Below are 24,078 nucleotides of genomic sequence, written 5' to 3'. Positions count from 1 at the left end.
CGTCAGATTCTAGTTCCTGACCGCCGCGCCCAGGATGCGACGGTCGGTCTTGCCCTGGATCATCACCACCACCGCCTCGTCGGCCTGGGTCTCAGGCAGGTCGAACAGGGCGGGGCGGCCGCGCCAGTCGCCCAGGCGGACGACGTCGCGCACCACATTGACGTGGCGGACTTCCCGGCCCCGGTTTTCGCCGCGCGCAACCTCGACCACCTGGGGGCCAGGGATATAGGTGACAGCCACGACCTCGGCCCCCCCCGCCGGCGGCCGGCCCGAGCCGATCCCTACGCGGTCGCCGGTCTCGCGGAACTCGATTTCAGGCGGCCAGACCTGACGGCCGGCCTCCTCGACGATGGCGGTCTCCAGCTCCAGTCCGCGCGCGCCGGACACCTGGCGGCGGCCGTCGATCACCACCTGGGGCGTCGAGACGCCCCGCTGGCGCAGGGCGGCGCGATAGGCGCGCTGACGTTGAGCGAACTCGGGCCTGGCGAAGGTGTCGGTCCAGCCCAGATAGTCCCAGTAGTCGACGCCATAGGTCAGGGCGATGACGCCAGGCTCGGCGGCCGCGCGCTCCAGCACCGCATTGGCCTCGATACAGCCGCCGCAGCCTTGGGCGGTGAACAGTTCGACGACCACGGGCGGACCGACCTGGGCGTCGTGGCGGGCCGTGGCGGCTCGCGCCGCGGGGGCGCGGGCGCCAGCGGGCTGGGCCGCCGACGCCATGGACAGCAGGGCGCCCGCCGTCATCGTCGCCGCTATGACCCAGACCCTGTGTTTCATGACGACGTTCTTAACCACCGTCCGCACGGGCCGCGCCTCATATTCGCGTGAAGCCTCCAGACCAGCCGCCGCCCGCGCGCCCGCATTAATCCATCAGCTGTTGCGACAGATAGACATAGTGGCGCGCCCAGCGACGAGCGTTGGCGACCGGATCGGCGTCGTTGGAGTGACCGCCGGCCGTATCCTCGTAATAGAGATGGTCATGGCCCTGGTCGCCCAGCCGGGCGGCGAACTTGCGCGCATGACCCGGATGGACCCGGTCGTCGCGGGTGTTGGTCGTCACATAGACACGCGGATAGTCCACGTCCGGCCGTAGCTGCTGATAGGCCGAATATTTCGCGATCCATTCGGCTTCTTCCGGAATGCGCGGATCGCCGTATTCGCCGATCCAGGACGCCCCGGCCGGCAGCTCGTGATAGCGCAGCATGTCGACCAGAGGGCTTTCGATCACCGCCGCATTGAACAGCTCCGGATGCTGGGTGATCGACACCGAGGTCAGGACCCCGCCGTTCGATCGACCATAGATGCCCAACCGACGCGGGCTGGTGACGCCCCGCGTCTCCAGGTCGCGCGCCACGGCGGCGAAGTCGTCGAAGGCGCGCTGGCGGTTTCCATCCAGCGCCGCCTGGTGCCAGTCGGGCCCGAACTCGCCGCCGCCGCGGATATTAGCCTGGACGAAGACGCCGCCCCGCTCCAGCCACAGCTTGCCCATCTCGGGCTTGTAGGCCGGATTCAGGCTGATCTGGAAACCGCCATAACCCAGCATGATGGTCGGGTTGGACCCGTCCAGCTTCATGTCGCGCGGCCGGGTGATGAAGTACGGGATTTTCGTCCCGTCGGTCGAGGTGGCCTCATACTGCTCCACCACATGGGTCGAGGCGTCGAACTTGGCCGGCGCGGACTTCAGCTCGGTCAGGGCGCTCGAACCGACCGAGGCCAGGCTCAACGTCGGCGGCGTCAGGAAGCCCTGGGTCGAGACAAAGACCTGGCCTTTCGACTTGGAGGAATCGCCCAGTCCGACGGCGACATTCTCCGGCGTGGCCACGTCCTGACGACGCCACCCGAACTCGCCGCCGTTCTCGAACACGGCCAGCCGCCCAGCCACATTATCCGACAGGGAGGCGACAACATGCCGATCGAGGACCCGCACATCGCCCAGCGACTGCCGCTCGCCCGACTCATAGATCATCGCGGCCTGATTGCTGACGCCCAGGTCCGTCGGAGCGGTCTGAAGGCTCGACAGGGTCATCGCCAGCAGCGAGCCGGCCTTGTAGTCGAGACCTCTGAAGGTCCACGCCTCGTCGTTCGAGAAGATCAGCAGTCTTCCCTGGGCGCCGAAGACGTTGACCCGGTCCGGCAGGGCCAGACGCGTGGGGGTTCCGTCATGAGAGAGGCTCCAGGTCTCGGACCGGAAGGTGTCCAGCGGGCGGGTGATGATCACCGCCGTGACCTTGCCCTCCTTGTCGCGATAGACGGCCGGGCTGACGCCGTAACCGCCGTCCGAGGCGTCGCCCCGATAGTCCTCGACCGCCTGGGCCAGGGTCTGGCCGCGCTTCAGGGTCTTGACGATGAAGGGATAGCCCGACTCGGTCATGGTCCCGGCGCCGAAGTCGGTGGCGACCAGAAGCGTGTCGCGATCCAGCCATTCGATCCGGTGCTTACCTTCGGGCAGGTTGAAGCCGGCGCCTACGAACTGCTTGGTCGTCAGGTCGAACTCGCGCACGACCACCGCATCCTTGCCGCCGTCCGACAGATTGATCAGACAGCGGGTGTCGTCCGGCGCCAGGCAGTCGGCGCCCTTGAACACCCAGTCCCGGCCCTCAGCTTTCGACAGGGCGTCGATGTCCAGCAAGGTCTCCCACTGCGGCGTCGCCGACCGATAGGACTCCAGCGAGGTTCGGCGCCAGACGCCCTTGGGATTCGCCGCATCCTGCCAGAAGTTGCCGACCCCGTCGCCGAGGAAGGCCGGCGTGGGGATCCGGTCGGTGGCGGTCAGGATGGCCTGGGCCTCCTGGCGGAAGGTGTCGTAGCGAGGGTCGCCGGTCAGGGCCGCGAGGGACTTCCTGTTCTCCTCGGCGACGAAGGCCATGGCCTCGGCCCCGTCCACCTGTTCCAGCGCCAGATGATCGTCCGCCGCCGCGACGCCGGCCGGGGTCAGATCGCGGGGGAAGTGAGGCGGCGGCCGGTCATTGGTCGTGACGAAGATTTCCTCGGCGCCCCTCATGGCGGGCGTGCTCGCGCAGGCGCCGAGCAGAAGCGCCGGGATAGCGGCGGACAGGATCAGGTGTCGCATGGCTTGGAATACTCCGCTCGTCCCTGTGAAGCCGGGACCGAGACCTTTGGGCGTTCGGCGCCGCCCATTCGCATAGACCTTCATCCCAGCCGCCGAACCTCACGAAAGCACTGGGTCCCGGCTTTCGCCGGGATGAGCGGATTGAGAGAGCCTATTCCTGCGTCGGCGCATCTATCAGGCGGCGCGACAGATAGGTGTATTCCAGCGCCAGCCGCCGCGCCGTCTCACGCAGGTTCGCTGCCGCGCCATGGCCGCCGTCGGTGTTCTCGTAGAACAGCACCGGATAGCCCAGCTCCTCCAGACGCGCCGCCGCCTTGCGGGCATGGCCCGGATGGACCCGGTCGTCCTTGGTCGAGGTATGGATGAAGACCTCCGGATAGGGCTGGTCGGCGCGCAGGTTCTGATACGGCGAATAGGCCTGGATCCAGGCGCGCTGTTCGGGAACGTCCGGATCGCCGTATTCGCCGATCCAGCTGGCGCCGGCCAACAGCTTGTGGAAGCGCAGCATGTCGAACAGGGGCACCTGGATGACGGCGGCGTTGATCAGATCGGGCCTCTGGGTCAGCATCGCCCCCATGAACAGGCCGCCCTGCGACCCGCCCATGACGCCCAACTTCGGCTGGCTGGTGATGTCGCGGGCGATCAGGTCGAGCGCCACGGCCTGGAAGTCCTCGTGCGCGCGCTGGCGGTTCTGTTGCAGGGCCGCCTCGTGCCAGCGCGGACCGAACTCGCCGCCGCCGCGCGTATTGGCGATGACATAGACGCCGCCCCGCTCCAGCCACAGCTTGCCGACCGTGGCCGAATAGCCGGGCAGCAGCGAGCTTTCGAACCCGCCATAGCCGTACAACAGGGTCGGGTTCGATCCGTCCAGCGGCATGTCCGACTTATGGACCACGAAATAGGGGATCATCGTCCCGTCGGCCGAGCGGGCCTCGTGCTGGTCCACCGTCATGCCGGTCGCGTCGAACTTGGCCGGCATCGACTTGACCTGATCGACCGCGCCGGTCGCCCCATCGGCCAGCCACAGGCTGGACGGGTTCAGATAGCCAGTGACGCTGACGAAGACCTTGTCGTCGGTCTCGGAGGCCGAGCCCACCCCGACCGAGACGTTCTGCGGCAGGTCAAGAGTGGTGTGGGTCCACTCCGTCTCGCCGGGCGAATAGACCCGCACCGACCCGCGCACATTGTCATACAGGGCCACGACCAGGGTGTTGCGCGTGGCGTTGACCCCTTCCACGGCCTGGCGGTCGGTCGGGCGCAGCACCAGGACGGCGGGCGTGGTCTGGTCTTCCAGCCAGGCGTCCAGCGGCCAGGCGATCAGGTCGCCGCTCTTGAAGTCCTGACCCGACGGCGCGGTCCAGTCCTGTTTCAGCGACACCACCAGCTTGCCGGCGACCAGTCCGGTGATGTCCGACTTGGCGGGCAGGGCCAGCTTCACCACCGAACTGTCGGCCGTCACGCGATAGGTTTCGGACGAATAGAAGTCGACGGACCGGTTGATCAGCGTCGCCTTCAGCACCCCGTCGGCGTCGCGCAGCGTGTAGCCGGACACCGAGACGTCGGTCGGCTCGCCCACAAACAGCACCTCGGCCTGATCCGGCGACTGGCCGCGCGTCATCCGCTTGACCACCATCGGATAGCCCGAGTTGGTCAGGGTGCCGGCGCCGAAATCACGCGCGATCAGCAGGGTGTCGCTGTTGATCCAGGCCGCCCCGCCCTTGGATTCCGGCAGGAAGAAGCCTCCGTCGACGAAGCTGCGGGCGACCGTGTCGAACTCGCGCAGGGTCACCGCGTCCTTGCCGCCGTTCGACAGGCTGATCAGGCAATAGCGTTCTTCCGGCGCCAGGCAGGTCGAACCCTTGTAGACCCAGTTGGCGCTCTCCGCCTCGGCGAGGGCGTCGATGTCGAGCACCGTCTCCCACTGGGGCTCGGGCGTGCGATAGGAGTCCAGCGTCGTGCGGCGCCAGACGCCGCGCACATGCTCGGCGTCCTGCCAGAAATTATCGATATGGCCGTCGTGGGTGAAGCCCGGCGACGGGATCCGGTCGCGCGCCTGGACGATCGCCAGCGCCTCGGCGTGCAGGGTCTCATAGCGCGGGTCGCCCTGCAGCACGCCCAGCGAATGGGCGTTGTGCGCCTTGACCCACTCCATGGCCCGTTCGCCCTCGACGTCCTCCAGCCAGACATAGGGATCGGTCGCCTCGCTGGTCGCGAAGCCGGAGTCCGAGGCTGGAACGGAAGCAGGAGCAGGGGCGGTCTGGGCCATGGATACCGACGTCAGGCTGGTGGAGGCGAGAAGGGCCGCGAGCACGGCGGCGGATGAGCGGATCATGGACAGTCCCCGGAGATAAGCCCGGCACCTTAACGGCGGAGGCGTACGCGGCAAGGCGAGGACCCGACCCTTACCGTTTTGTCATCTTTCCTCAGCCCTCGTCGGGAATACAGATCAGATTGCCACAGGCCTTGCAGTGGACTGCGTCCGGGTCGTGCGTCTGAAGACCGCAGCGCTCGCAGGGGAAACGCACCTTGTGCGGCTTGATCAGAGCCTGGGCCAGACGCAGGAACAGGGTGATCCCCACCAGCATGATGGCGATGGACAACAGCTTGCCCAGAGACCCTGGCAGGGTCACGTCGCCGAAGCCGGTCGTCGTCAGGGTCGCGACGGTGAAATAGAGGGCGTCGATATAGCCGCTGATCCCGTCATGGCCCCTGAAGGTCGCATAGACGAAGCCGGTCACGACGAAGACGAAGGTCACGAGGCCCGAAAGCGCCCGCACGATCCCCTCGACCCGTGTGTCGTCGAACCGTGCCCCGACGGTTCGCCAGAAGAAGTCCGAATTCAGCAGGGTCCACAGCCGCAGCATCCGCAGGAAGCCGAGGTTGAACAGCCAGGCCGGAAACAGCAGGGTCGCCAGAATGAAGAGATCGAGCCAGACGATGGGGCGCTTCAGCCAGTCGCGAATGTCGGAATAGGCATAGGCCCGCGCCGCCAGATCGGCCGCCAGCAGGGCCGCGACCAGATAGTCCAGGGCGTAGAAGGCCCAGCCCATGTTCTTCAGGATCGGCGCCGCCAGGAAGAAGGCGATGATGGCGAAGTCGATGACGATCACCGTCAACCGGAACTTCACCGCAGGCGGCTGGCTGCCGTGATATAGATAGCGCAGCCGCGCGCGTAGCCGCAGGCCGTCTTCCCGAGATTCCGTATCGGTCTGAGCCAAATCAACCTTCCGCTCACCCGGGGAGAGCCGGGACCCTATGAGAGCGGCGCACTCAATCGTTTACCGCCCGTCCTGTCCAACGGTTCCACCGTGCGTCCGCCAATTTGATCCTTGTAGGCGCGAAAGAGGGAATGACCATGTCTGGCCGTTTCGCACCGCCGCAGGCTGGACTATATCCCGGCCATGATCCGTCCCTTCGTCAAGATGAACGGCGCCGGCAATGATTTTGTCGTCGTCAATGCGCTGGAACAGCCGTTCCGCCCGACCGAGGAGCAGATCCGCTCTCTGGCGGACCGCGCATCGGGCGAGGGTTTCGACCAGCTGATCGCCATTGAGCCGTCTGACAGTGCCGACGCCTTCATGCGGGTCTGGAACGCCGACGGCTCCATGGTCGAGACCTGCGGCAACGCCCTGCGCTGCGTGGGCTGGATGCTGATGGAGGCGAACGGCGCCGATCGGGTCACCATCGACACCGCCGCCGGCCCGACCACCGCGGTCCGCGCCGGCGACCGCAGGGTTACGGTCGACATGGGCAGACCCCGCCTCGACTGGACCCAGGTGCCGCTGTCCGAAGAGATGGACACCCGCGGCATCGAGCTCCAGCTGGGTCCGATCGACGATCCGGTCCTGCACACGCCCGGCGCCGTCTCCATGGGCAATCCGCATGTGGTCTTCTTCACCGACCGCCAGGATGACGGCTTCGTCGCCGGCTCGGGCTCCCTGGTCGAGCATCACCCCCTGTTCCCCGAGGGCGTCAATGTCGGTTTCGCCCATGTGCTGGACCGCGACCGCATCCGCCTGCGGGTCTGGGAGCGGGGCGCCGGCCTGACCAGAGCCTGCGGCACCGGCGCCTGCGCGGCCCAGGTTGCGGCGGTCCGGCGAGGCCTGACAGATCGCAAAGCGACGGTTGTCGTCGACGGCGGCGAACTGGTCATCGACTGGGACCAGGCCAACGACCACGTCCTGATGACAGGCCCGGTCGAGATCGAACGCACCGGCGCCCTCCCCTTCTGAAGCCATCGCTTGAGAAGTCGCCACGGATTGACGCTGACGCGAACGGAAACTTCCAAATCCACCCGGTCGCCTTCCGAGGGGTCAAGACTTGGCGTGACCCTTTCCAGCCTCTAGGACACGAAGGGTTACAGCCTCGCCGACGCCCTGGACGCCACCCATGCCCGATCAAACCGACAAACAGACTTTCTCCGACCAGGAGGCGCTGGACTTCCACCTCTTCCCGACGCCGGGCAAGATCTCGATGGCGCCGACCAAGCCGATGGCGACCCAGCGCGATCTGTCGCTGGCCTATTCGCCGGGCGTGGCCGTGCCGGTCCTGGCGATCGCCGCCGACGCGGACAAGGCCTACGACTATACCTCCAAGGGCAATCTGGTCGCCGTCATCTCGAACGGCACGGCCATTCTGGGTCTGGGCAACCTGGGCCATATGGCGTCCAAGCCGGTTATGGAGGGCAAGTCGGTCCTGTTCAAACGGTTCGCCGACGTCGACAGCTTCGACGTCGAGGTCAAGACGACCGATCCGGACGAATTCATCACTGTCGTCAAGAACATCGGCGATACCTGGGGCGGCATCAATCTGGAGGACATCAAGTCCCCCGAATGTTTCGTCATCGAGTCCGAGCTTCAGGACCTGCTCGACATCCCCGTCTTCCATGACGACCAGCACGGCACGGCCATCATCTCGACCGCCGGCCTGATCAACGCCTGCCATGTCGCGGGCAAACGGCTGGACGAGGTCAAGGTGGTGCTGGCCGGCGCCGGAGCGGCGGGTCTGTCCTCGATCGCCCTGATGAAGGCCGCGGGGGTCAAGGCCGAGAACACGGTGATCTGCGACCGGGACGGCGTCGTCTATCAGGGCCGTGAGCACGGCATGGACCAGTGGAAGGCCGCCCACGCCACGAACACCTCCCTGCGCACCCTCGCCGAGGCCATGGTCGGCGCCGACGTGGTGCTGGGCCTGTCGGCCAAGGGCGCCCTCACCAGGGAAATGGTGGCCTCGATGGCCCCCAATCCAATCATCTTCGCCATGGCCAACCCCGACCCCGAGATCACGCCTGAGGACGTCAAGTCGGTCCGGTCCGACGCCATCATCGCCACCGGCCGTTCGGACTATGTGAACCAGGTCAACAACGTCCTGGCCTTCCCCTATCTGTTCCGAGGCGCCCTGGACGTGCGGGCCCGCCGCGTGAACCACGAGATGAAGGTCGCCTGCGCCCAGGCCCTGGCCGCCCTGGCGCGCGAGGACGTGCCGGACGAGGTCGCCGCCGCCTATCGCGGCCGCAAGCTGAAGTTCGGCCCGGACTATATCATTCCGACCCCGTTCGACCCGCGCCTGATCTGGTACATCCCGCCCTTCGTGGCCCAGGCGGCCATGGATACGGGCGTGGCCCGGGTCCAGATCGAGGACATGGACGCCTATCGCAACGCCCTGCGTTCACGCGTCGATCCGTCCGCGGCCCTGATGCAGAAAATCAATTCGGCGGTGCGCGGCGGTCCCAACAAGCGGGTCGTCTTCGCGGAGGGCGAGGAGCTCGCAGTCATCCGCGCCGCCTGGGGCTTCAAGCAGGCCGATCTGGGCACGCCGATCTTGGTCGGGCGCGAGGATCTGATCCGCCAGAACGCCGCCGAGGCCGGTCTGAACTTCGACGACCTGGGCATAGAGATCACCAACGCCCGCGTCTCCGAACACAATGTCGAGGACACCGACTGGCTGTATGAGAAGCTGCAGCGCCGGGGCTATCTGCGCCGCGACGTGGCGCGGATGATCAATCAGGACCGCAACTATTTCGCCGCCACCCTGGTCGCCAAGGGCCGGGCCGACGCCATGGTCGCCGGCGTCACCCGCAACTTCAACATGGCCCTGAAGGAGGTCCAGCGCGTGCTGGACGTCGAGGACACCCTGATCGGCCTGTCGATCCTGCTGGCCAAGGGCCGCACCCTGTTCGTCGCCGACACCACGATCCACGAACTTCCGAACGCCGACGAGCTGGCCGATATCGCGATCAAGGCGGCCGAGACGGTGCGCAGGCTGGGCCGCAATCCGCGCGTGGCCTTCCTCAGCTATTCCACCTTCGGCAACCCGCCCGGCGACCGCGCCGAGAAGGTGCGCGAGGCCATCCGCATCCTCGACAAGAAGGGCGTCGACTTCGAATACGAAGGCGAAATGCCGCCGGAGGTCGCGCTCGATCCCAAGGGCCACTCGGCCTATGCCTTCAATCGCCTGACCAAGCCGGCCAACGTCCTGGTCATGCCGGCCATCCATTCGGCCGCCATCTCGACCAAACTGGTCCAGGCCCTGGGCGGCGCCACCGTGATCGGCCCGCTGCTGGTCGGTCTCGAGAAGCCGGTGCAGATCGTCTCCCTGGGCGCCTCGGTCAGCGAGATCATCACGGCGGCGACCTTCGCCGCCTATGACGCCGGCCCCGCCTTCCAGGGTTCAGGCTTGACCTCGGCCCCGCCGCCGCCCGCGTCCACGATCAAGACGCCGAGCACCGCGGTGCCGCCGACCGCCTGACCATGAGCGAGCCCGGTTCATTCCCGCCCGCCGCCCCCCCGCCACGGCGGGTGGAGCCGGGCCTCTATCTGGTGGCGACGCCGATCGGGAACCTGCGCGACATCACGCTCAGGGCCCTCGACGTGCTCGCCGCCGCCGACCTGGTCCTGGCCGAGGACACCCGCGTGACCGCCAAACTGCTGACCGCCTATGGGCTGAAGGCGAAGCTGGAGCGGTGCGACGACCATGCCTCGGCCCGCGCCGCCGAACAGGCGATCGAGCGTCTGAGGAACGACGAGGTCGTGGCCCTGGTCTCCGACGCCGGCACCCCCCTGGTGTCCGACCCCGGCTTCGTCGTGGCCCGCGCCGTGATCGCCGAAGGCCTGCCGGTCCATCCGATCCCCGGCCCCTCCAGCCTGCTGGCGGCCCTGTGCATCGCCGGACTGCCCGCCGACCGGGTGCTTTTCGCCGGCTTTCTGCCGCCCAAGACCGCCGGCCGCGTCGCCGCACTCGAAGACCTGAAGGCTCAGCGCCAGACCCTGGTCTTCTTCGAAAGCGGGCCCCGTCTGCGCGACAGCCTGACCGACATGGCCGCCGTCCTGGGGCCTCGCCCCGCCGCCGTGGCCCGCGAACTGACCAAACTCTACGAGGAATGCGTGCGCGGCCCGCTGGACGCACTGGCGGCCGATCCGCGCCTCGACGGACCCAAGGGCGAGATCGTCGTCGTTGTCGGCCCCGGCGAGGCCGCCGTCGCCTCGGCCGCCGACGCCGACGCGGCCCTGACCGAGGCCCTGACCCGGCTGGCGCCGGGCGAGGCGGCGTCGGAGGTGTCGCGCGCCCTCGATCTGCCGCGCAAGCCCCTGTATCGCCGCGCCCTGGAGCTCCAGGGCCGATGATCGACCGCCTGCCCCGCCCGGCGCCGAACCGTCGTCCCAAGGCGGCCTGGCGTCAGGCGAAGGGCGGCGCGGCCTTCAAGACCGGGCACGCGGCGGAATGGATCGCGGCCCTGTGGCTGATGGCCAAGGGCTATAGGGTGCTGGGCTTCCGCCTGAAGACCCGGTCTGGCGAGATCGACCTGCTGGCCCGTCGCGGCCGGGTCCTGGCCGTGGTCGAGGTCAAGCGCCGCACCACTCTGGAGCGCGCGGTCCTTGCGTTGAAGCCCGCCCAGCACGACCGGCTGGTGGCGGCGGGCGAGGCCCTCCGGCGCGGTCGTCCCGGCCTGCAACCTCTTGATTTGAGAATTGATATGGTGGCGCTGGCTCCACGGCGCTTTCCGCGTCATCTTCGCGGCGTCCAGAGACACGGCGGGGGCTGAAGGGATCTTATGACGCGGGAGGAGGCCGAAGGCGTCCTGACGACGGCCGGAGAGGCCGGCGACGAAGGCTTCCCCCTGCTGGAGGCAGCGATCGCCTGCGCCATCCACGACTATCCGTTCCGCGACGCCGAGCCGGTGCGCACCCTGGCCCGCAGCGCCTGCGAGCGGCTTAGGGAACGGATCGGCGGCGAAAGCCCCGACGACGCCCTGTCCGAGACCATGGCCGCCGACCTGCGGCTGAACGGCGATCTGCTCCACTACGACCATCCCTCCAACACGGACATCATCGATGTGGCCGAGCGTCGGCGCGGCCTGTCGGCGGTTTTGGCGGTCTTCTATCTGCATGCCGCCAGGGCGGCGGGGCTGAAGGCGGCCGGGGTCGACTTCCCCGGCCATTTCCTGGTTCGGGTCGAGACGACCGAGGGTCCGGTGGCCCTGGACCCTTTCAGCCAGGGGCGGCTGGTCCTGCCCAGCGAACTGACCCGCCGCGCCCTTCGCGCCGGCCTGACGCCGCATGTCGCGGACCGTCTGGATTTGCTGATGGCCCCGGTGACCGACCGTCAGTCCTTGATCCGGCTACAGAATCTGTTGTTCAGCCGCGCCATCCGCAGTCAGGACTACGACGCCGCCGAACGATCCGCCCTGCGCCGCGCCCTGCTGGACCCCGACGACCATCGCCCCTGGCTCGACGTCGCGGCGGCCCGCGAAAAACAGGGCGCCCTGGCCGGCTCGCTCGACGCTCTGTCCCGCGCCCGCGGTCTGGACGGCGTCGAGGAAGCCCGGCGCAACACGACCTTCGAGCGCGTGCGGATGCGGCTGAACTAGTTTTTCTTCGTCATTCCGGGCGAAAGAGAAGCGGTCAAACCGCCTCGCCCCGCAGCAGGCGCGGCAGATCGCCGGTCGCCCCGCCGGCCTCCTGCATGAAGGCGCGGCGCAGCGGCCCGATCCGGTTCACCGCCGCCATGCCCAAGTCGCGCGCCAGACGGACCGTGGCGATATCGTTCGAGAACAGGCGCACGAAGGCGTCGAAACCCGCCGCCAGGGCGGCGTTGTCGAACCGGCGCCAACGAGCATAGCGCTCCAGCACCGTCTCGGCGCCCAGGTCCTCACCCAGGCGCGCGGCGTCGGCCAGAACCTCGGCCAGGACGGCGGCGTCCTTCAGTCCCATGTTCAGCCCCTGACCCGCCACCGGATGCACCCCGTGGGCGGCGTCGCCGATCAGGGCCAGGCGCGGCGCCGTCAGTGCCTCCGCCAGGCTCAGCGACAACGGATAGACGAAGCGCGGCCCCTCGACCTCGGCCCCGTCCAGGAACTCGCCGAAGCGCCGCATCAGATGGGCGTGGAAGGCGGCGTCGGAGGCGTCGCGCAGCGCCTCGGCCCGCCGCGTCGTCTCGGTCCAGACCAGGCTGGCGCGCTGATCGGTCAGGGGCAGGATGGCGAACGGCCCGCTGGGCAGGAAATATTCGTGGGCCACATTGCCGTGGTCGCGGCCCAGCCGGACGGTGGCCACCACCCCGCTCTGACCATAGGACCAGCCGACGGTCTCGATCCCGGCGGCGCGTCGCACGGTCGAACCCCGCCCCTCGGCGCCGACGACGAGGGGCGCGATCAGCGTCGATCCGTCCGCCAGTGTCACCGTCGCCTTGCCCGCGTCGCGTTCCACCTGGGCCACCGACGCCGGCGCGCGCACTGCGATCCCCGCCGTCGTGACCGCCTCGGCCAGGGCCACGCGGATACGCCGGTTTTCGACCATATAGCCCAGGGGTTCGCCACCGGTGCGGCCGCCGATCTCGTCGGCGTCGAACCGCAGGAAGGCCGGCGAGGCGGCGCGACTTGCCGCGCCCGGCCGCCGCCCGTCGGTCACCAGAATATGATCCATCCGGCAGGCGTGCGGCCGCAGGCTCTCGCCCAGGCCCAGGGCGTCCAGCATCCGGAAGGTCGAAAAGGCGATGGCGGTCGAACGGCCGTCGAAGCTCGGCGCCAGCTGGACGCTGAACGGCTGCGGATCGACCATCACCACCTTCAGCCCGCCCTGCGCCGCCGCCAGGGCGAAGGCAGCCCCGGTCAGTCCCGCGCCGGCGATGACGATGTCGTAGGATTCTGTATCGGCCATGGAGACGTTTTCGCCCTGCGCGAACCAAAGGTCCAGAGGACGAAACGCGCAGGGGTCTCGCTGGTAAACAGGCTCTTAACCCTGCGGATGCGACAAGGACCGTCGAACGTCAGCCGCCCGGAAGGTCACGCCTTTCATGTCCACCGCCCTCGCCGTCGGCCGTCAGGCCTGGATCAGCGCCCGCATCCTGTGGGAGGCGCCCTTCGTGGTGCGGTTCCGGGGCGTGCTTCAGGCCCTGCTGGCGACCCTGCTGCTGATCGCCCTGGTCTCGTGGAACCCGGCCGACCCCAGTCTGAACGCCGCCTCCAGCCTACCCGTCACCAACTGGCTGGGCGCGAACGGAGCCCTGTTCGCCGATCTGTTCATGCAGTCCCTGGGTCTGGCGGCCTGGCCCGCCGCCCTGTTGCTGGTCGCCTTCGGCCTGGCCCGCGCGATCGGCGACGCCCTGCAGCAGAGACTGAAGCCGACCCCGCCCAAGGCCCTGGCCGCCACCGGCGGAACCCTGGCCCTGGCCGCCGCCCTCGCCGCCCTCGCCGCCCCCGCCGCCTGGCCCCTGGCGGCCGGTCTCGGCGGCCTGTGGGGCGACGCCGTCACCGGCCTGACCGCCCAGGGAATCGCCGCCCTGCGCATCCCCGGCGGCCGGATCATCGCGGGTCTGGTGTTTCTTGTCGCCGGGCTGTGGCTGACCGGCTACGCCATCGGCGTCCGGGCCATGGATTTCGTCGACGCCCTGCACTGGGGCCGGTCGTTGCGCGCCCCGGCCGCCCTGGCCCCCGCTCCGGCGGTCAAGAAGGCCCGCGCCAAGGCGCCGGCCAAGGCCAGGCCCGAACCCCGCTCCGCCGCGCCGATCCACGACGGCCCCACCCCCGACGCCGTCGAGGCCGAGTCCGCCCAGACCGCCTACGACGACCTGCCGCCGTGGGAGGACGACCTCGCCCCGACCCCTGCGCGGGCCGCCCCCCGCTCGGTCGAACCGCGCGTCGCCGCGGTCAAGGCGCCCAAGCCCCGCAAGGAAGACGCCGATCAGCAGGCCTTCGACTTTGTCCGACCCGAGGGCGCCTTCGACCTGCCGCCGCTGGGAATTCTGACCAAGCCGGCCCAGCGGGTCGGGGCGGTCGACGAGGATTCGCTGAAACAGAACGCCAAGATGCTGGAAGGCGTGCTGCAGGAGTTCGGCGTGCGCGGCGTGATCGACCAGATCCGCCCCGGCCCGGTCGTCACCCTGTACGAACTGGTCCCTGCGCCGGGCGTCAAGCACGGCCGCGTCGTGGCCCTGGCCGACGACATCGCCCGCTCGATGTCCGCCCGCGCCTGCCGCATCTCGGTGGTCCAGGGCCGCAACGCCATCGGCATCGAACTGCCCAACGCCAAGCGCGAAACCGTCTATCTGCGCGACCTGCTGTCCAGCGCCGAATACGACAAGAAGGGCCATCTGCTGCCCCTGGCTCTGGGCGAGACCATCGGCGGCGAGCCCTATGTCGCCGACCTGGCCCGCATGCCCCACCTGCTGATCGCGGGCACCACCGGCTCGGGCAAGTCGGTCGGGGTCAACGCCATGATCCTGTCGATCCTGTACCGCCACTCCCCCGCCGAGTGCCGCTTCATCATGATCGACCCCAAGATGCTGGAGCTGTCGGTCTATGATGGCATCCCGCACCTGCTGGCGCCGGTCGTCACCGACCCGAAGAAGGCCGTCGTCGCGCTGAAATGGACGGTGCGCGAGATGGAGGATCGCTATCGCCGCATGTCCAAACTGGGCGTGCGCAACATCGCCTCCTACAACGAGCGCGCCCGCGAGGCCCAGGCCAAGGGCGAGCATTTCGAACGCACGGTCCAGACCGGCTTCGACGACCAGGGCCGCCCGGTCTATGAATCCGAGAAGATCCGGCCCGAGCCCCTGCCCTTCCTCGTTGTGGTCATGGACGAAATGGCCGACCTGATGCTGGTCGCCGGCAAGGACGTCGAAGGCGCCGTCCAGCGCCTGGCCCAGATGGCGCGCGCCGCCGGCATCCACCTGATCATGGCGACGCAACGCCCGTCGGTCGATGTCATCACCGGCACCATCAAGGCCAATTTCCCGACCCGGATCAGCTTCCAGGTCACCTCCAAGATCGATAGCCGCACCATCCTGGGCGAACAGGGCGGCGAGCAACTGCTGGGCCAGGGCGACATGCTCTATATGGCCGGCGGCGGCCGCATCACCCGCCTGCACGGCCCCTTCGTCGACGACAAGGAAGTCGAGGACGTCTGCAAACACCTGAAGGCCCAGGCCGAGCCCGACTATCTGGACCTGATCACCGACGAACCGGACGGCGACGGAGACAACGGCTTCGACGAGGGCGGCAACGGCGGCTCGGGCGACGACCTCTACGACCGCGCCGTGGCCGTCGTCACCCGCGACCGCAAGGCCTCGACCAGTTACGTCCAGCGTCGGCTGCAGATCGGCTACAACCGCGCCGCCTCGCTGATCGAGCGGATGGAACAGGAGGGCGTGGTCAGTCCCGCCAATCATGCGGGCAAGCGCGACGTCCTGGCCGGTCCGCCGCCGATGGTCTGAGGCCCCCAAGCTTCAATTTCTGGCCTCAGAGACCCAGACGCCGCGCCCGCCCGGCGATCTCCAGCAGAAGGCGTTCGGCGATCAGCTGGTCGGGCATGCCCGTCGTCTTGGTGGCGACGTCGGCGGTGTTGATGCTGTCCAGAACCTCGTCCAGCGCTTCCAGCCGCCAGGCGCGGGCCTGACGCAGCATTTCCGCCTCCTGTTTCCAGAAGACCCCGGCCGCCTTGGCGGCTTCTTTCGCTCCGGCCCCGTTGGCCTGGAGGATGTTGATCCGCCGCAGCCGGCCCAGATGCAACGCGGCCGACCGTACCGCCAGGACCGAGGACTCGCCTTCCGCGAAGGCGCGTCTCAGGCCCGACTGGGCCGGTCCCGGCCGGGCGCCGAAGGCCTGGAGCGCCGCGTCGGACAGGGAGGCGTCGGGCTCCACGCCCAGATGCTGTTCCAGCTCGTTGACGTCGATGGTCCGGCTCGAGCCGGGGCCGATGAACAAGGCCAGCCGCTCGATCTCCTGACGCATCAGGCCCCGTTCGCGCGGCAGGCGCCCGACGAAACGGTCCAGGGCGTCGGCGGTCAGGCCCACCTTGTCGGCGGCCAGCGCCTCGCGCGTCATCCGCGCCACATCCCCGGTCTCGTCCTCGTAGCAGACGATGCCGACGGCTCCGTTTTCTTTTTCCGCCGTCTTGCGCAGGGCGGATTCGCGGCCCAGCTGGTCGGCCTCGACCACCAGCATGGCGTCGGGATTATAGCCGCCCTCGGCATGGATCTTCACGGCGGCGGCCACGGCCTTGTCCACGCTGGGCTTCAGCGCCGACAGCCGGATCCGCACCAGACGCCGCCCGCCCATCAGGGACATGGCCGTCAGGGCCTCTTCCAGCTTGGATTCGTCGCTGTCGATATCGCTGTCGGTCAGGACGGTGACGTTGAAGGGGTCGTTCAGGTCCGGCGTGACTGTACGGCACAGGACCTCGGCCCGTTCCGCGACGCCGGATCGGTCCCTGCCGTGGATCACCGCCGCCCGGATGGCCGGATCGGGCGCCTTCAGGAAGCGATCGATTTCCGGGCGTTTGGCGAGGATCACCGGTTCGACAGGGCCTGCATCAGGTCGAGCCGGATCAGGCGAGCCAGTTCCGACGCGGCGCGCTCTTCGCCGTCCTGCTGGGCGGCGATGGCGGCATAGGGCTGGTCGGCGGAGGCGTAGGTGGTGGTCACCGTCTCCACGCCCGTGACGGGCGTCCCGCCGGCGGCGGGGGTCAGGGTCCAGGTCGCCTTGACCGTCAGCTCATAGCGGGTGGCCGTATCGTCGATCCGCCGCCCAAGGGAGCGGCGGTTCTGCTCGACCTGGGTCGTCAACCGGTACAGGGGCGTGGCGGAGCGGTCCCAGGCCAGGGCGTCTTCCAGCTGTTCGCGCAACCGATAGCCCAGCCGGTCGTCCTGGGTGGCGACGGCGATCCGCCGCAGCGACGACCCAGTGGCCGGTTCGGCGTACATGGGTGTGAAGCCGCAGGCGGAGACCGCCAGAGCCGACAGAACCGCGAATGCCGCCGCGAGACGCATCAGCCGGCCACCAGATTGACGATCCGGTCCTTGACCACCACGATCTTCTTCACGCTCAGACCCTCCAGCCGCGCCTGCACCGTCTCGTCGGCCAGGACCAGAGCCTCGACCTCTACCGGCTCCATGCCGCGCGCCACGCGGATTTCCGCCCGGCGCTTGCCGTTGATCTGGATGGGCAGGACCACCTCGTCGTCGGCCGCGAGCGCAGCGTCCCACACGGGCCAGGGCGCGTCCAGAACCATCCCGTCCTCGCCCCCGTTCTCGGCATGGAGCCGCGTCCAGCATTCCTCGGCCAGGTGCGGGGTGAAGGGGGCGATCAGCCGGGCCAGGGCCGACAGGGCCTGGCGCTTGGCGTCGCCGCCCGCCTGGGCGCTGTCGCGGATCGTGGCGACGAAGGCGTACAGCTTGGCGATGGCCGAGTTGAAGCGGAAGCCTTCGACCCCCTCGGACACGGCCTTGATCGCCTTGTGTGTCTCGCGCAGCAGGTCGGCGTTGGCCTTGTCCTCGCCGGCGAAGCCGGCGTCATACGCGTCGAACAGGGTCCAGGTGCGCTGCACGAACCGGCTGGCGCCCTCGACCCCGCCGGGGGTCCATTGCACGTCGCGCTCGGGCGGGCTGTCGGACAGGACGAACAGGCGACCGGCGTCCACGCCATGCGATTCCAGGATTTCCTGAGGGGCGACGACGTTCTTCTTGGACTTGGACATCTTCTCGATGTCGCCGATGACCAGGGCTTCGCCGGTCGACAGCTGGCGCGCCGAACGGACGCCGTCAGTATTGGTCAGCTCGACGTCGGTGGGTTCGACCCATTGCCCGCTCTCGCGACGATAGGTCTCGTGGACCACCATACCCTGGGTGAACAGGCCGGCGAACGGCTCCTTCACCGACAGCATGCCGGCGTCCGACAGGGCGCGGGTGATGAAGCGGGCGTACAGCAGGTGCAGCACCGCGTGTTCGACCCCGCCGATATACTGATCCACCGCCAGCCAGCGGTTCGCCGCCTCGGTGTTGATCGGCTCGGCCGCCGTCGGATCGGTGAAACGGGCGAAATACCAGCTGGAGTCGACGAAGGTGTCCAGGGTGTCGGTCTCGCGCGTCGCGTCCTGGCCGCAGGACGGGCATTTGACGTGTTTCCATCTGGGGTGACGGTCCAGCGGATTGCCGGGCACGTCGAAGGTGACGTCGTCGGGCAGAACCACCGGCAACTGGTCGGCGGGAACCTCCACCGGCCCGCAGGACGGGCAGTGGATGATCGGGATCGGGCAACCCCAGTAGCGCTGGCGCGAAACGCCCCAGTCGCGCAGGCGATAGATGGTCGCCCCCTTGCCGGTTCCGGCCGCCTCGACGCGGCGGACGGCCTCGGCCTTGGCTGCCTCTATGTCCAGACCGTCCAGGAAGTCGGAATGGAAGATGGAGCCGGGGCCGGTATAGGCCTCGTCGGCTACGGCGAAGTCGTCGCCCCCTCCCTCGGGCCGGACCACCGGGATCACCGGCAGGTCGTATTTGCGGGCGAAGTCCAGATCGCGTTGGTCATGGGCCGGGCAGGCGAAGATGGCGCCCGTGCCGTATTCCGACAGGATGAAGTTGGCGATCCAGACCGGAATTTCGGCGCCGGTGAAGGGATGGACCGCCTTCAGGCCCGTGTCCCAGCCGATCTTCTCAGCCTGGTCGATGTCGGCCTGAGACGTGCCGCCCGCGCGGCATTTGGCGACGAAGTCGGCCACCGCCGGGTCGGCTTCAGCCAGCTGTTTCGAGATCGGGTGATCGGGCGCCAGGCCCAGGAAGCTGGCGCCGAACAGGGTGTCGGGCCGGGTTGTGTAGATTTCGACACCGGACTCGTAGCCGGCAGGCGCCTGGCCTGCGAAGGCCCAGGTCATTTGCAGACCCTTGGAGCGACCGATCCAGTTCTCCTGCATCAGCCGGACCTTCTCGGGCCAGCGGTCCAGGGTCTTCAAACCGTCGATCAGGTCGTCGGCATAGTCGGTGATGCGCAGGAACCACTGGTTCAGCTTGCGCTTCTCGACCACGGCGCCCGAACGCCAGCCGCGCCCGTCGATGACCTGCTCATTGGCCAGGACGGTGTTATCGACCGGGTCCCAGTTGACCACCCCGTCCTTGCGATAGACTAGGCCGCGCCGATACAGCTCCAGGAACCAGGCCTGCTGCTTGCCGTAATATTCCGGGTCGCAGGTGGCGAACTCGCGCGACCAGTCCAGCGACAGGCCCAGCAGTTTCAGCTGGTCGCGCATCTGGGCGATATTGTCGTATGTCCAGCCCTTGGGGTGGATGCCCCGCTCCATGGCGGCGTTCTCGGCCGGCATGCCGAAAGCGTCCCAGCCCATCGGATGCAGGACGTCGAAGCCCTGGGCGCGCTTGGACCGCGCCACCACATCGCCCATCACATAGTTGCGGGCGTGACCCATGTGGATGTTGCCCGACGGATAGGGAAACATCTCCAGCACATAATATTTCGGCCGGCCGGTGTCCTTCGTCACGAAGGCGGAGGCTTCCGCCCAGCGAGCCTGCTGGCGGGGTTCGGCGGTCTTGGGTTCGTAACGGGCCACGGTCGTCCTGAAAGTCAGAAGGGCGCTGACGCCCTCCCGGCTCAACTAGCCCGAAGGACGACAGCGCCCAAGAAGATTTGCCGCACTAAAGCCGCCAGTGGGCGGCATCGCGGGAAAAATGGCGCTCAAACAGCCCAAAGGGCGGCGGCGCCTGATAAGAACACTGACGTGGGCGTCAGCCCGCGTTGGCGAGGTTAAGCTGGCGCGCCTTGGTCAGGATGGCGTTTTCCAGATCGGCCTCGGTCTGGGCGGCGACAGGGGCCGTGGTCCACTGGCCGTCCGCGCCCTTCACTTCCTTGGTCACCGTCACGTTCAGCGCATCGGCGCGAAGGCGGGTGTCCAGGATGAAGACGGTCGCCTTGAAACGCTCGTTCGGCGTCTGCGGATTGACGTACCAGTCATAGTTGATGACGCCGCCCCAAGGGTCGGCGGTCACCAGCGGCATGAAGCTGAGCGTGTCCAGGGACGCGCGCCACAGATAGCCGTTGACGCCGATGCCTTGCTGCACGTTCGTCTTGGGGGCGGACTTGCCGCCGCCGACGAAGGGGATGCTCGAGCAGGCGCCCAGGGCGGCGCCCGAGACCAGGGCGAGAGCGACGCCACGAACCAGGGCCTTGTTGAGGCTCATCAAGGAAGTCTCCGTAAACTCAGGGACGTGGAGGCGCCGGCCCCCACGCGCGTACGGCTTTGCGGATTTCTCCACGCCGCTGCGCGACCCTATAACACGGGCAAAAGGGGCGATGACAAGGCGAAGTGAAGGACGGCGGCGATACCGATTGCGCCGTTCTGTGACAAGTCGCTGACAGACTTCCTCGATTTCAACCAATTCCCGTGACGCTTGAGCCACATCGCACTGCAACAATGACGTGGAACTCCGTTATCCGGGGTACGTTGCGTTGACCGGGCGGACCCCCGATGTCTAATCGCGGCGTTCACGGCCAGAACGGTCGGTTCAGGGTTTGCGACGTCGTCGTTCGGCGACGTCCGAAGGGTTTGAAATGCGTTTCGGCGGTCTCTCGACTGTGGTGCTTGCGACGATGGCCGCCCTGGCCGTCTCCACGCCCGTGTTCGCTGCACAGGCTCAAGGATCGACGCCTCAGAGCCGCGCGCCCAGCGTCACCCTGTCCGAAGCCCAGGCGGCACAGCGCAACGCCCCGCAACAGCGTCGCGGCCTGCGTCTGAACGACCGCGGCCGCTGGGGTCTCGATTTCAATCTGAATCAACCTGTCGGCCGCGAGACCGACTGGGGCGATGTCGAAGCGGGCGCCTATTACCGCCTCAACGACCGGCTGCGTGTCGGCGCCGCCGCCGCCGTGGCCTCGCCCGAAGCCGATCCGGCCCGTGCGCCGGAAACCAACGGCCGGGCCCAGCCGCGCGTCCGCCTCGAGACCATCTTCAAGTTCTGATCTTCGAAGCCCGCCGAGGACGATGCGTCGGTCTAAGCGGCGAACGCGGACTGAACCGCCTCCACCCCCGCCAGACCGCAAGCGCCCGATTGCATCAATAATTCAGTCCGGTCCGGCCTGATCCCGCCCAAGGCATAGACGGGAACGGCGGCGCGCCTCGCCTTCTCGCCAAACGCGATGACGCCCAACGCCGGTTTGTCGGCCGAGGCGCCCCCGGCCGGAAAAACCGGCGACAGGACCAGGGCGTCGAGGACGTCGGTCCTGACCGCCCCCCCATGCCAGGCGGCGGTCAACAGCCAGTCCGGATGATCCGCTCTTATCACCGCCGCCCACGCCGCCTCTCGTTCGGGCAGGTGCAGGCCGTCCGCCGCCACGGCCTCGGCAAGGCCGGCATCCAATCCGACCAACAGTTTCACGCCCGCCCGTTCCGTCGCCTCGCGCAGGCGGCGACCGATCCTCACCGCGTCTTCGACCCCGAAAGCCCGATAGACGACCCCCGCCCCGGTCGGCAGCCGCGCGGCCGTCTCCCACGGGCGGGGTGTTCGGACGGGGTCAGTGAAGAAGAGCAGGGGCGGCAGACCGGCGGCGGCCGGGCTGACAGCGGCGGCGGCGCGGTTTAGAGCGGTCGCCGCATCCCAGAGCGCGCGCGCGTCGTCGCTGTAACCGGTCGGCAGGATCATGAGCCCTTCTTCCCCCGCTTCGCCATTCCCGTCCATCGCCGAACGGGTGGCCGAGGTCCGCGCCCGGATCGAGGCCGCCTGCCGGGCGGCGGGGCGCGATCCGGCCGGCGTCACCCTGGCCGCTGTCTCCAAGACCCAGCCCCCTGAGGCGATCGACGCCATACTGGCGACCGGTCAGCGGGTTTTCGGTGAAAACCGGGTTCAGGAGGCCCAGGGCCGCTGGGCGGACCGGCTGGCCGATCTGCCGGGTCTGGAGTTGAGATTGATCGGCCCCCTGCAGACCAACAAGGCCGAGGACGCCGTCGCCCTGTTCAACGTGATCGAAACCCTGGATCGCGAGAAGCTGGCGCGCGCCCTGGCCCTGGCGGCTCAGAAGCGCGACCGATCGCCGCGAGTCCTCATCCAGATCAACACCGGCGCGGAACCCCAGAAGGCCGGTGTCCTGCCGCAGGCCGCGGACGCCCTGATCGCCGCGGCGCGCGAAACCTATGGGCTGACGGTCGACGGACTGATGTGCATCCCTCCGGCAGACCAGCCGCCCGAGCCGCATTTCGCCCTGCTGCGGGACATGGCCGAACGCAACGGCCTGTCGGTGCTGTCGATGGGGATGAGCGGCGACTACGAGGCCGCGATCCGCTGCGGCGCCACCCATGTCCGGGTCGGAACCGCGTTGTTCGGGGAACGAAATCGGCCTTAAACAGCCTCTAGGCCGTAACCCGACGTGAATTCGCACCCCCAAGCCTTGGCGCGGGGGCCAAGCCTCGCCATTGTCTGACCATGCCCACGCCCAAGACCATTCTGATCATCGACGACGACGACGACCTGCGCGAGGCGCTGGCGGAGCAGTTGAATCTGCACGAAGAGTTCAAGACCCAGCAAGCCTCGACCGCGTCGGACGGGGTGCGGATGGGGCGCGAGATTCGGGCCGATCTGATCCTGCTGGACGTCGATCTGCCGGACATGGATGGCCGCGAGGCCTGCCGCCTGCTGCGCAAGGACGGGGTCTCGACCCCGGTCATCATGCTGACGGCCCAGGCCGCCGACGCCGACGCCATCCTGGGGCTGGACGCCGGCGCCAACGACTATGTCACCAAACCCTTCCGCTTCGCCGTCCTGCTGGCCCGTATCCGCGCCCATCTGCGCAGCCACGAACAGTCCGAGGACGCGGTCTTCTCCATTGGCCCCTATGAGTTCCGTCCCGCCGCCAAGGTGCTGATGGACGCCAAGGGCAAGAAGGTGCGGTTGACCGAGAAGGAAACCAACATCCTGAAATACCTCTACCGCGCCGGCGCCAAGCCGGTGTCGCGCGAGGAACTGCTGACCGAGGTCTGGGGCTATAACGCCGGGGTCACGACCCACACGCTTGAAACCCACATCTATCGCCTTCGCCAGAAGATCGAGCCCGAGCCCGGCCAGGCCCGGCTGTTGCTGACCGACGCGGGCGGGTACCGGCTTCAGCCCTGAGGATCAGTGAGCCGCCCGTTCGCGGAGCCTGTCGCGGGGTTTGATCGCGAACATCGGCAGGAAGATATGGACCAGCGGGCCGATGGTCAGGGCGTAGAGGACCGTGCCCAGGCCGACCGAACCGCCCAGGCCGAAGCCGACGGTGACGACCGCCAGTTCGATACTGGTCCGCACCCATTTTACCGGCCAGCCGGTGCGGGCCACCAGTCCTGTCATCAGGCCGTCGCGCGGACCCGGACCGAGCCCCGCGCCGATATAGGCCCCGCTGGCCACGCCGTTCAGCACGATCCCGGCGCCCAGCAGCACCGCTCGCAGCGGTAGTCCCAGGTCTGACGGAATCCAGTCCAGACCGAAATTCGCTACCGTGCCGATCACCAGCACATTGGCCATAGTGCCGATTCCCGGCCTCTGGCGTAGCGGAATCCACAGCAGCAGCACGGCCATACCAATCAGATTGACCACCAAGCCGAAACTGATTCCCGCAGGCCCGGCGAATCTTTCGAACACCCCCTGGTTCAGCACATCCCAAGGATCAAGCCCCAGATCGGCGCGAACGATCAGGGCGATGGACAGGCCGTAGAGGGTGAGGCCGGCGAAAAGCTGGATAAGGCGACGGGTCATTCGACCGA

The 24,078-nt window shown here is 68.2% G+C and carries 20 protein-coding genes; 9 read left to right on the top strand and 11 right to left on the bottom strand.

Features of this window, described 5'->3' with window-relative positions; all coding sequences use genetic code 11:
- Positions 1-9: 9 nt before the first annotated feature.
- From H2037_RS07400 to H2037_RS07385, 4 genes are all read right to left on the bottom strand, one after another.
- A complete protein-coding gene (locus H2037_RS07400) occupies positions 10-777 on the bottom strand; it encodes a DUF1223 domain-containing protein (RefSeq protein WP_292119732.1) in 768 nt (255 codons plus the stop codon).
- An 85-nt stretch (positions 778-862) separates the two neighbouring features.
- Positions 863-3,070, bottom strand: a complete 2,208-nt coding sequence (locus tag H2037_RS07395; protein WP_292119729.1) for a prolyl oligopeptidase family serine peptidase — start codon at positions 3,068-3,070, stop codon at positions 863-865.
- Between the two features lie 151 nt (positions 3,071-3,221).
- The gene (locus tag H2037_RS07390) at positions 3,222-5,402 is read right to left on the bottom strand and encodes a prolyl oligopeptidase family serine peptidase (RefSeq protein WP_292119726.1); all 2,181 of its coding nucleotides are present in this window, start codon (positions 5,400-5,402) and stop codon (positions 3,222-3,224) included.
- Positions 5,403-5,493: 91 nt separating this feature from the next.
- Complete coding sequence (locus H2037_RS07385; RefSeq protein WP_292119723.1) at positions 5,494-6,288, bottom strand: potassium channel family protein; 795 nt, start codon at positions 6,286-6,288, stop codon at positions 5,494-5,496.
- Positions 6,289-6,471: 183 nt separating this feature from the next.
- On the opposite strand from H2037_RS07385, the gene dapF reads away from it, so the two are divergent.
- The 5 genes from dapF (at position 6,472) to H2037_RS07360 (ending at position 11,936) form a co-directional block, all read left to right on the top strand.
- The gene (dapF, locus tag H2037_RS07380) at positions 6,472-7,302 is read left to right on the top strand and encodes a diaminopimelate epimerase (protein ID WP_292119720.1); all 831 of its coding nucleotides are present in this window, start codon (positions 6,472-6,474) and stop codon (positions 7,300-7,302) included.
- A gap of 157 nt (positions 7,303-7,459) precedes the next feature.
- Positions 7,460-9,817 (top strand): NADP-dependent malic enzyme, encoded by a 2,358-nt coding sequence (locus H2037_RS07375; RefSeq protein WP_292119716.1) that lies wholly within the window; start codon positions 7,460-7,462, stop codon positions 9,815-9,817.
- Positions 9,818-9,819: 2 nt separating this feature from the next.
- On the top strand, positions 9,820-10,692 hold the full coding sequence (gene rsmI / locus H2037_RS07370; protein ID WP_292119713.1) for a 16S rRNA (cytidine(1402)-2'-O)-methyltransferase: 873 nt from the start codon (positions 9,820-9,822) through the stop codon (positions 10,690-10,692).
- On the top strand, positions 10,689-11,111 hold the full coding sequence (locus tag H2037_RS07365; protein ID WP_292119710.1) for a YraN family protein: 423 nt from the start codon (positions 10,689-10,691) through the stop codon (positions 11,109-11,111). Before rsmI ends, H2037_RS07365 begins: the two co-directional genes overlap by 4 nt.
- Before the next feature lie 9 nt (positions 11,112-11,120).
- On the top strand, positions 11,121-11,936 hold the full coding sequence (locus H2037_RS07360) for a transglutaminase family protein (protein ID WP_292119707.1): 816 nt from the start codon (positions 11,121-11,123) through the stop codon (positions 11,934-11,936).
- A 34-nt stretch (positions 11,937-11,970) separates the two neighbouring features.
- Here the strand turns inward: H2037_RS07360 and H2037_RS07355 are convergent, their stop codons facing one another.
- A complete protein-coding gene (locus tag H2037_RS07355; RefSeq protein ID WP_292119705.1) occupies positions 11,971-13,224 on the bottom strand; it encodes a UbiH/UbiF/VisC/COQ6 family ubiquinone biosynthesis hydroxylase in 1,254 nt (417 codons plus the stop codon).
- Positions 13,225-13,360: 136 nt separating this feature from the next.
- Here H2037_RS07355 and H2037_RS07350 point away from each other — a divergent pair, with 136 nt between their 5' ends.
- The gene (locus H2037_RS07350; protein ID WP_292119702.1) at positions 13,361-15,781 is read left to right on the top strand and encodes a DNA translocase FtsK; all 2,421 of its coding nucleotides are present in this window, start codon (positions 13,361-13,363) and stop codon (positions 15,779-15,781) included.
- A 25-nt stretch (positions 15,782-15,806) separates the two neighbouring features.
- Here the strand turns inward: H2037_RS07350 and holA are convergent, their stop codons facing one another.
- From holA to H2037_RS07330, 4 genes are all read right to left on the bottom strand, one after another.
- Entirely contained in the window at positions 15,807-16,859 is a 1,053-nt protein-coding gene (gene holA, locus H2037_RS07345; protein ID WP_292119699.1) for a DNA polymerase III subunit delta, read from the bottom strand.
- A complete protein-coding gene (gene lptE / locus H2037_RS07340) occupies positions 16,856-17,335 on the bottom strand; it encodes an LPS assembly lipoprotein LptE (RefSeq protein ID WP_292119696.1) in 480 nt (159 codons plus the stop codon). Before lptE ends, holA begins: the two co-directional genes overlap by 4 nt.
- The gene (gene leuS / locus H2037_RS07335) at positions 17,335-19,899 is read right to left on the bottom strand and encodes a leucine--tRNA ligase (protein WP_292119692.1); all 2,565 of its coding nucleotides are present in this window, start codon (positions 19,897-19,899) and stop codon (positions 17,335-17,337) included. Before leuS ends, lptE begins: the two co-directional genes overlap by 1 nt.
- Positions 19,900-20,074: 175 nt before the next feature.
- A complete protein-coding gene (locus H2037_RS07330) occupies positions 20,075-20,527 on the bottom strand; it encodes a DUF3576 domain-containing protein (protein WP_292119688.1) in 453 nt (150 codons plus the stop codon).
- Between the two features lie 370 nt (positions 20,528-20,897).
- Here H2037_RS07330 and H2037_RS07325 point away from each other — a divergent pair, with 370 nt between their 5' ends.
- Positions 20,898-21,305, top strand: a complete 408-nt coding sequence (locus tag H2037_RS07325; RefSeq protein WP_292119685.1) for an NtrZ family periplasmic regulatory protein — start codon at positions 20,898-20,900, stop codon at positions 21,303-21,305.
- A gap of 32 nt (positions 21,306-21,337) precedes the next feature.
- Here H2037_RS07325 and H2037_RS07320 read toward each other — a convergent pair whose 3' ends face one another.
- Positions 21,338-21,985, bottom strand: coding sequence for a thiamine phosphate synthase (locus H2037_RS07320; protein WP_292119682.1), 648 nt, complete (start codon positions 21,983-21,985; stop codon positions 21,338-21,340).
- Here H2037_RS07320 and H2037_RS07315 point away from each other — a divergent pair.
- A complete protein-coding gene (locus H2037_RS07315; protein WP_292119680.1) occupies positions 21,984-22,682 on the top strand; it encodes a YggS family pyridoxal phosphate-dependent enzyme in 699 nt (232 codons plus the stop codon). The two genes, H2037_RS07320 and H2037_RS07315, sit on opposite strands and share 2 nt — an antisense overlap.
- A gap of 80 nt (positions 22,683-22,762) precedes the next feature.
- Positions 22,763-23,449 (top strand): response regulator transcription factor, encoded by a 687-nt coding sequence (locus tag H2037_RS07310; protein WP_292119678.1) that lies wholly within the window; start codon positions 22,763-22,765, stop codon positions 23,447-23,449.
- Between the two features lie 3 nt (positions 23,450-23,452).
- Here the strand turns inward: H2037_RS07310 and H2037_RS07305 are convergent, their stop codons facing one another.
- Entirely contained in the window at positions 23,453-24,070 is a 618-nt protein-coding gene (locus tag H2037_RS07305; RefSeq protein WP_292119675.1) for a hypothetical protein, read from the bottom strand.
- Positions 24,071-24,078 lie beyond the last annotated feature (8 nt).

This window comes from Brevundimonas sp., assembly GCF_013912065.1.
Taxonomy (GTDB): Bacteria; Pseudomonadota; Alphaproteobacteria; order Caulobacterales; family Caulobacteraceae; genus Brevundimonas.
The sequence above is the reverse complement of the archived record's forward strand: the minus strand, read 5'-3'. Positions and strand labels throughout refer to the sequence as shown.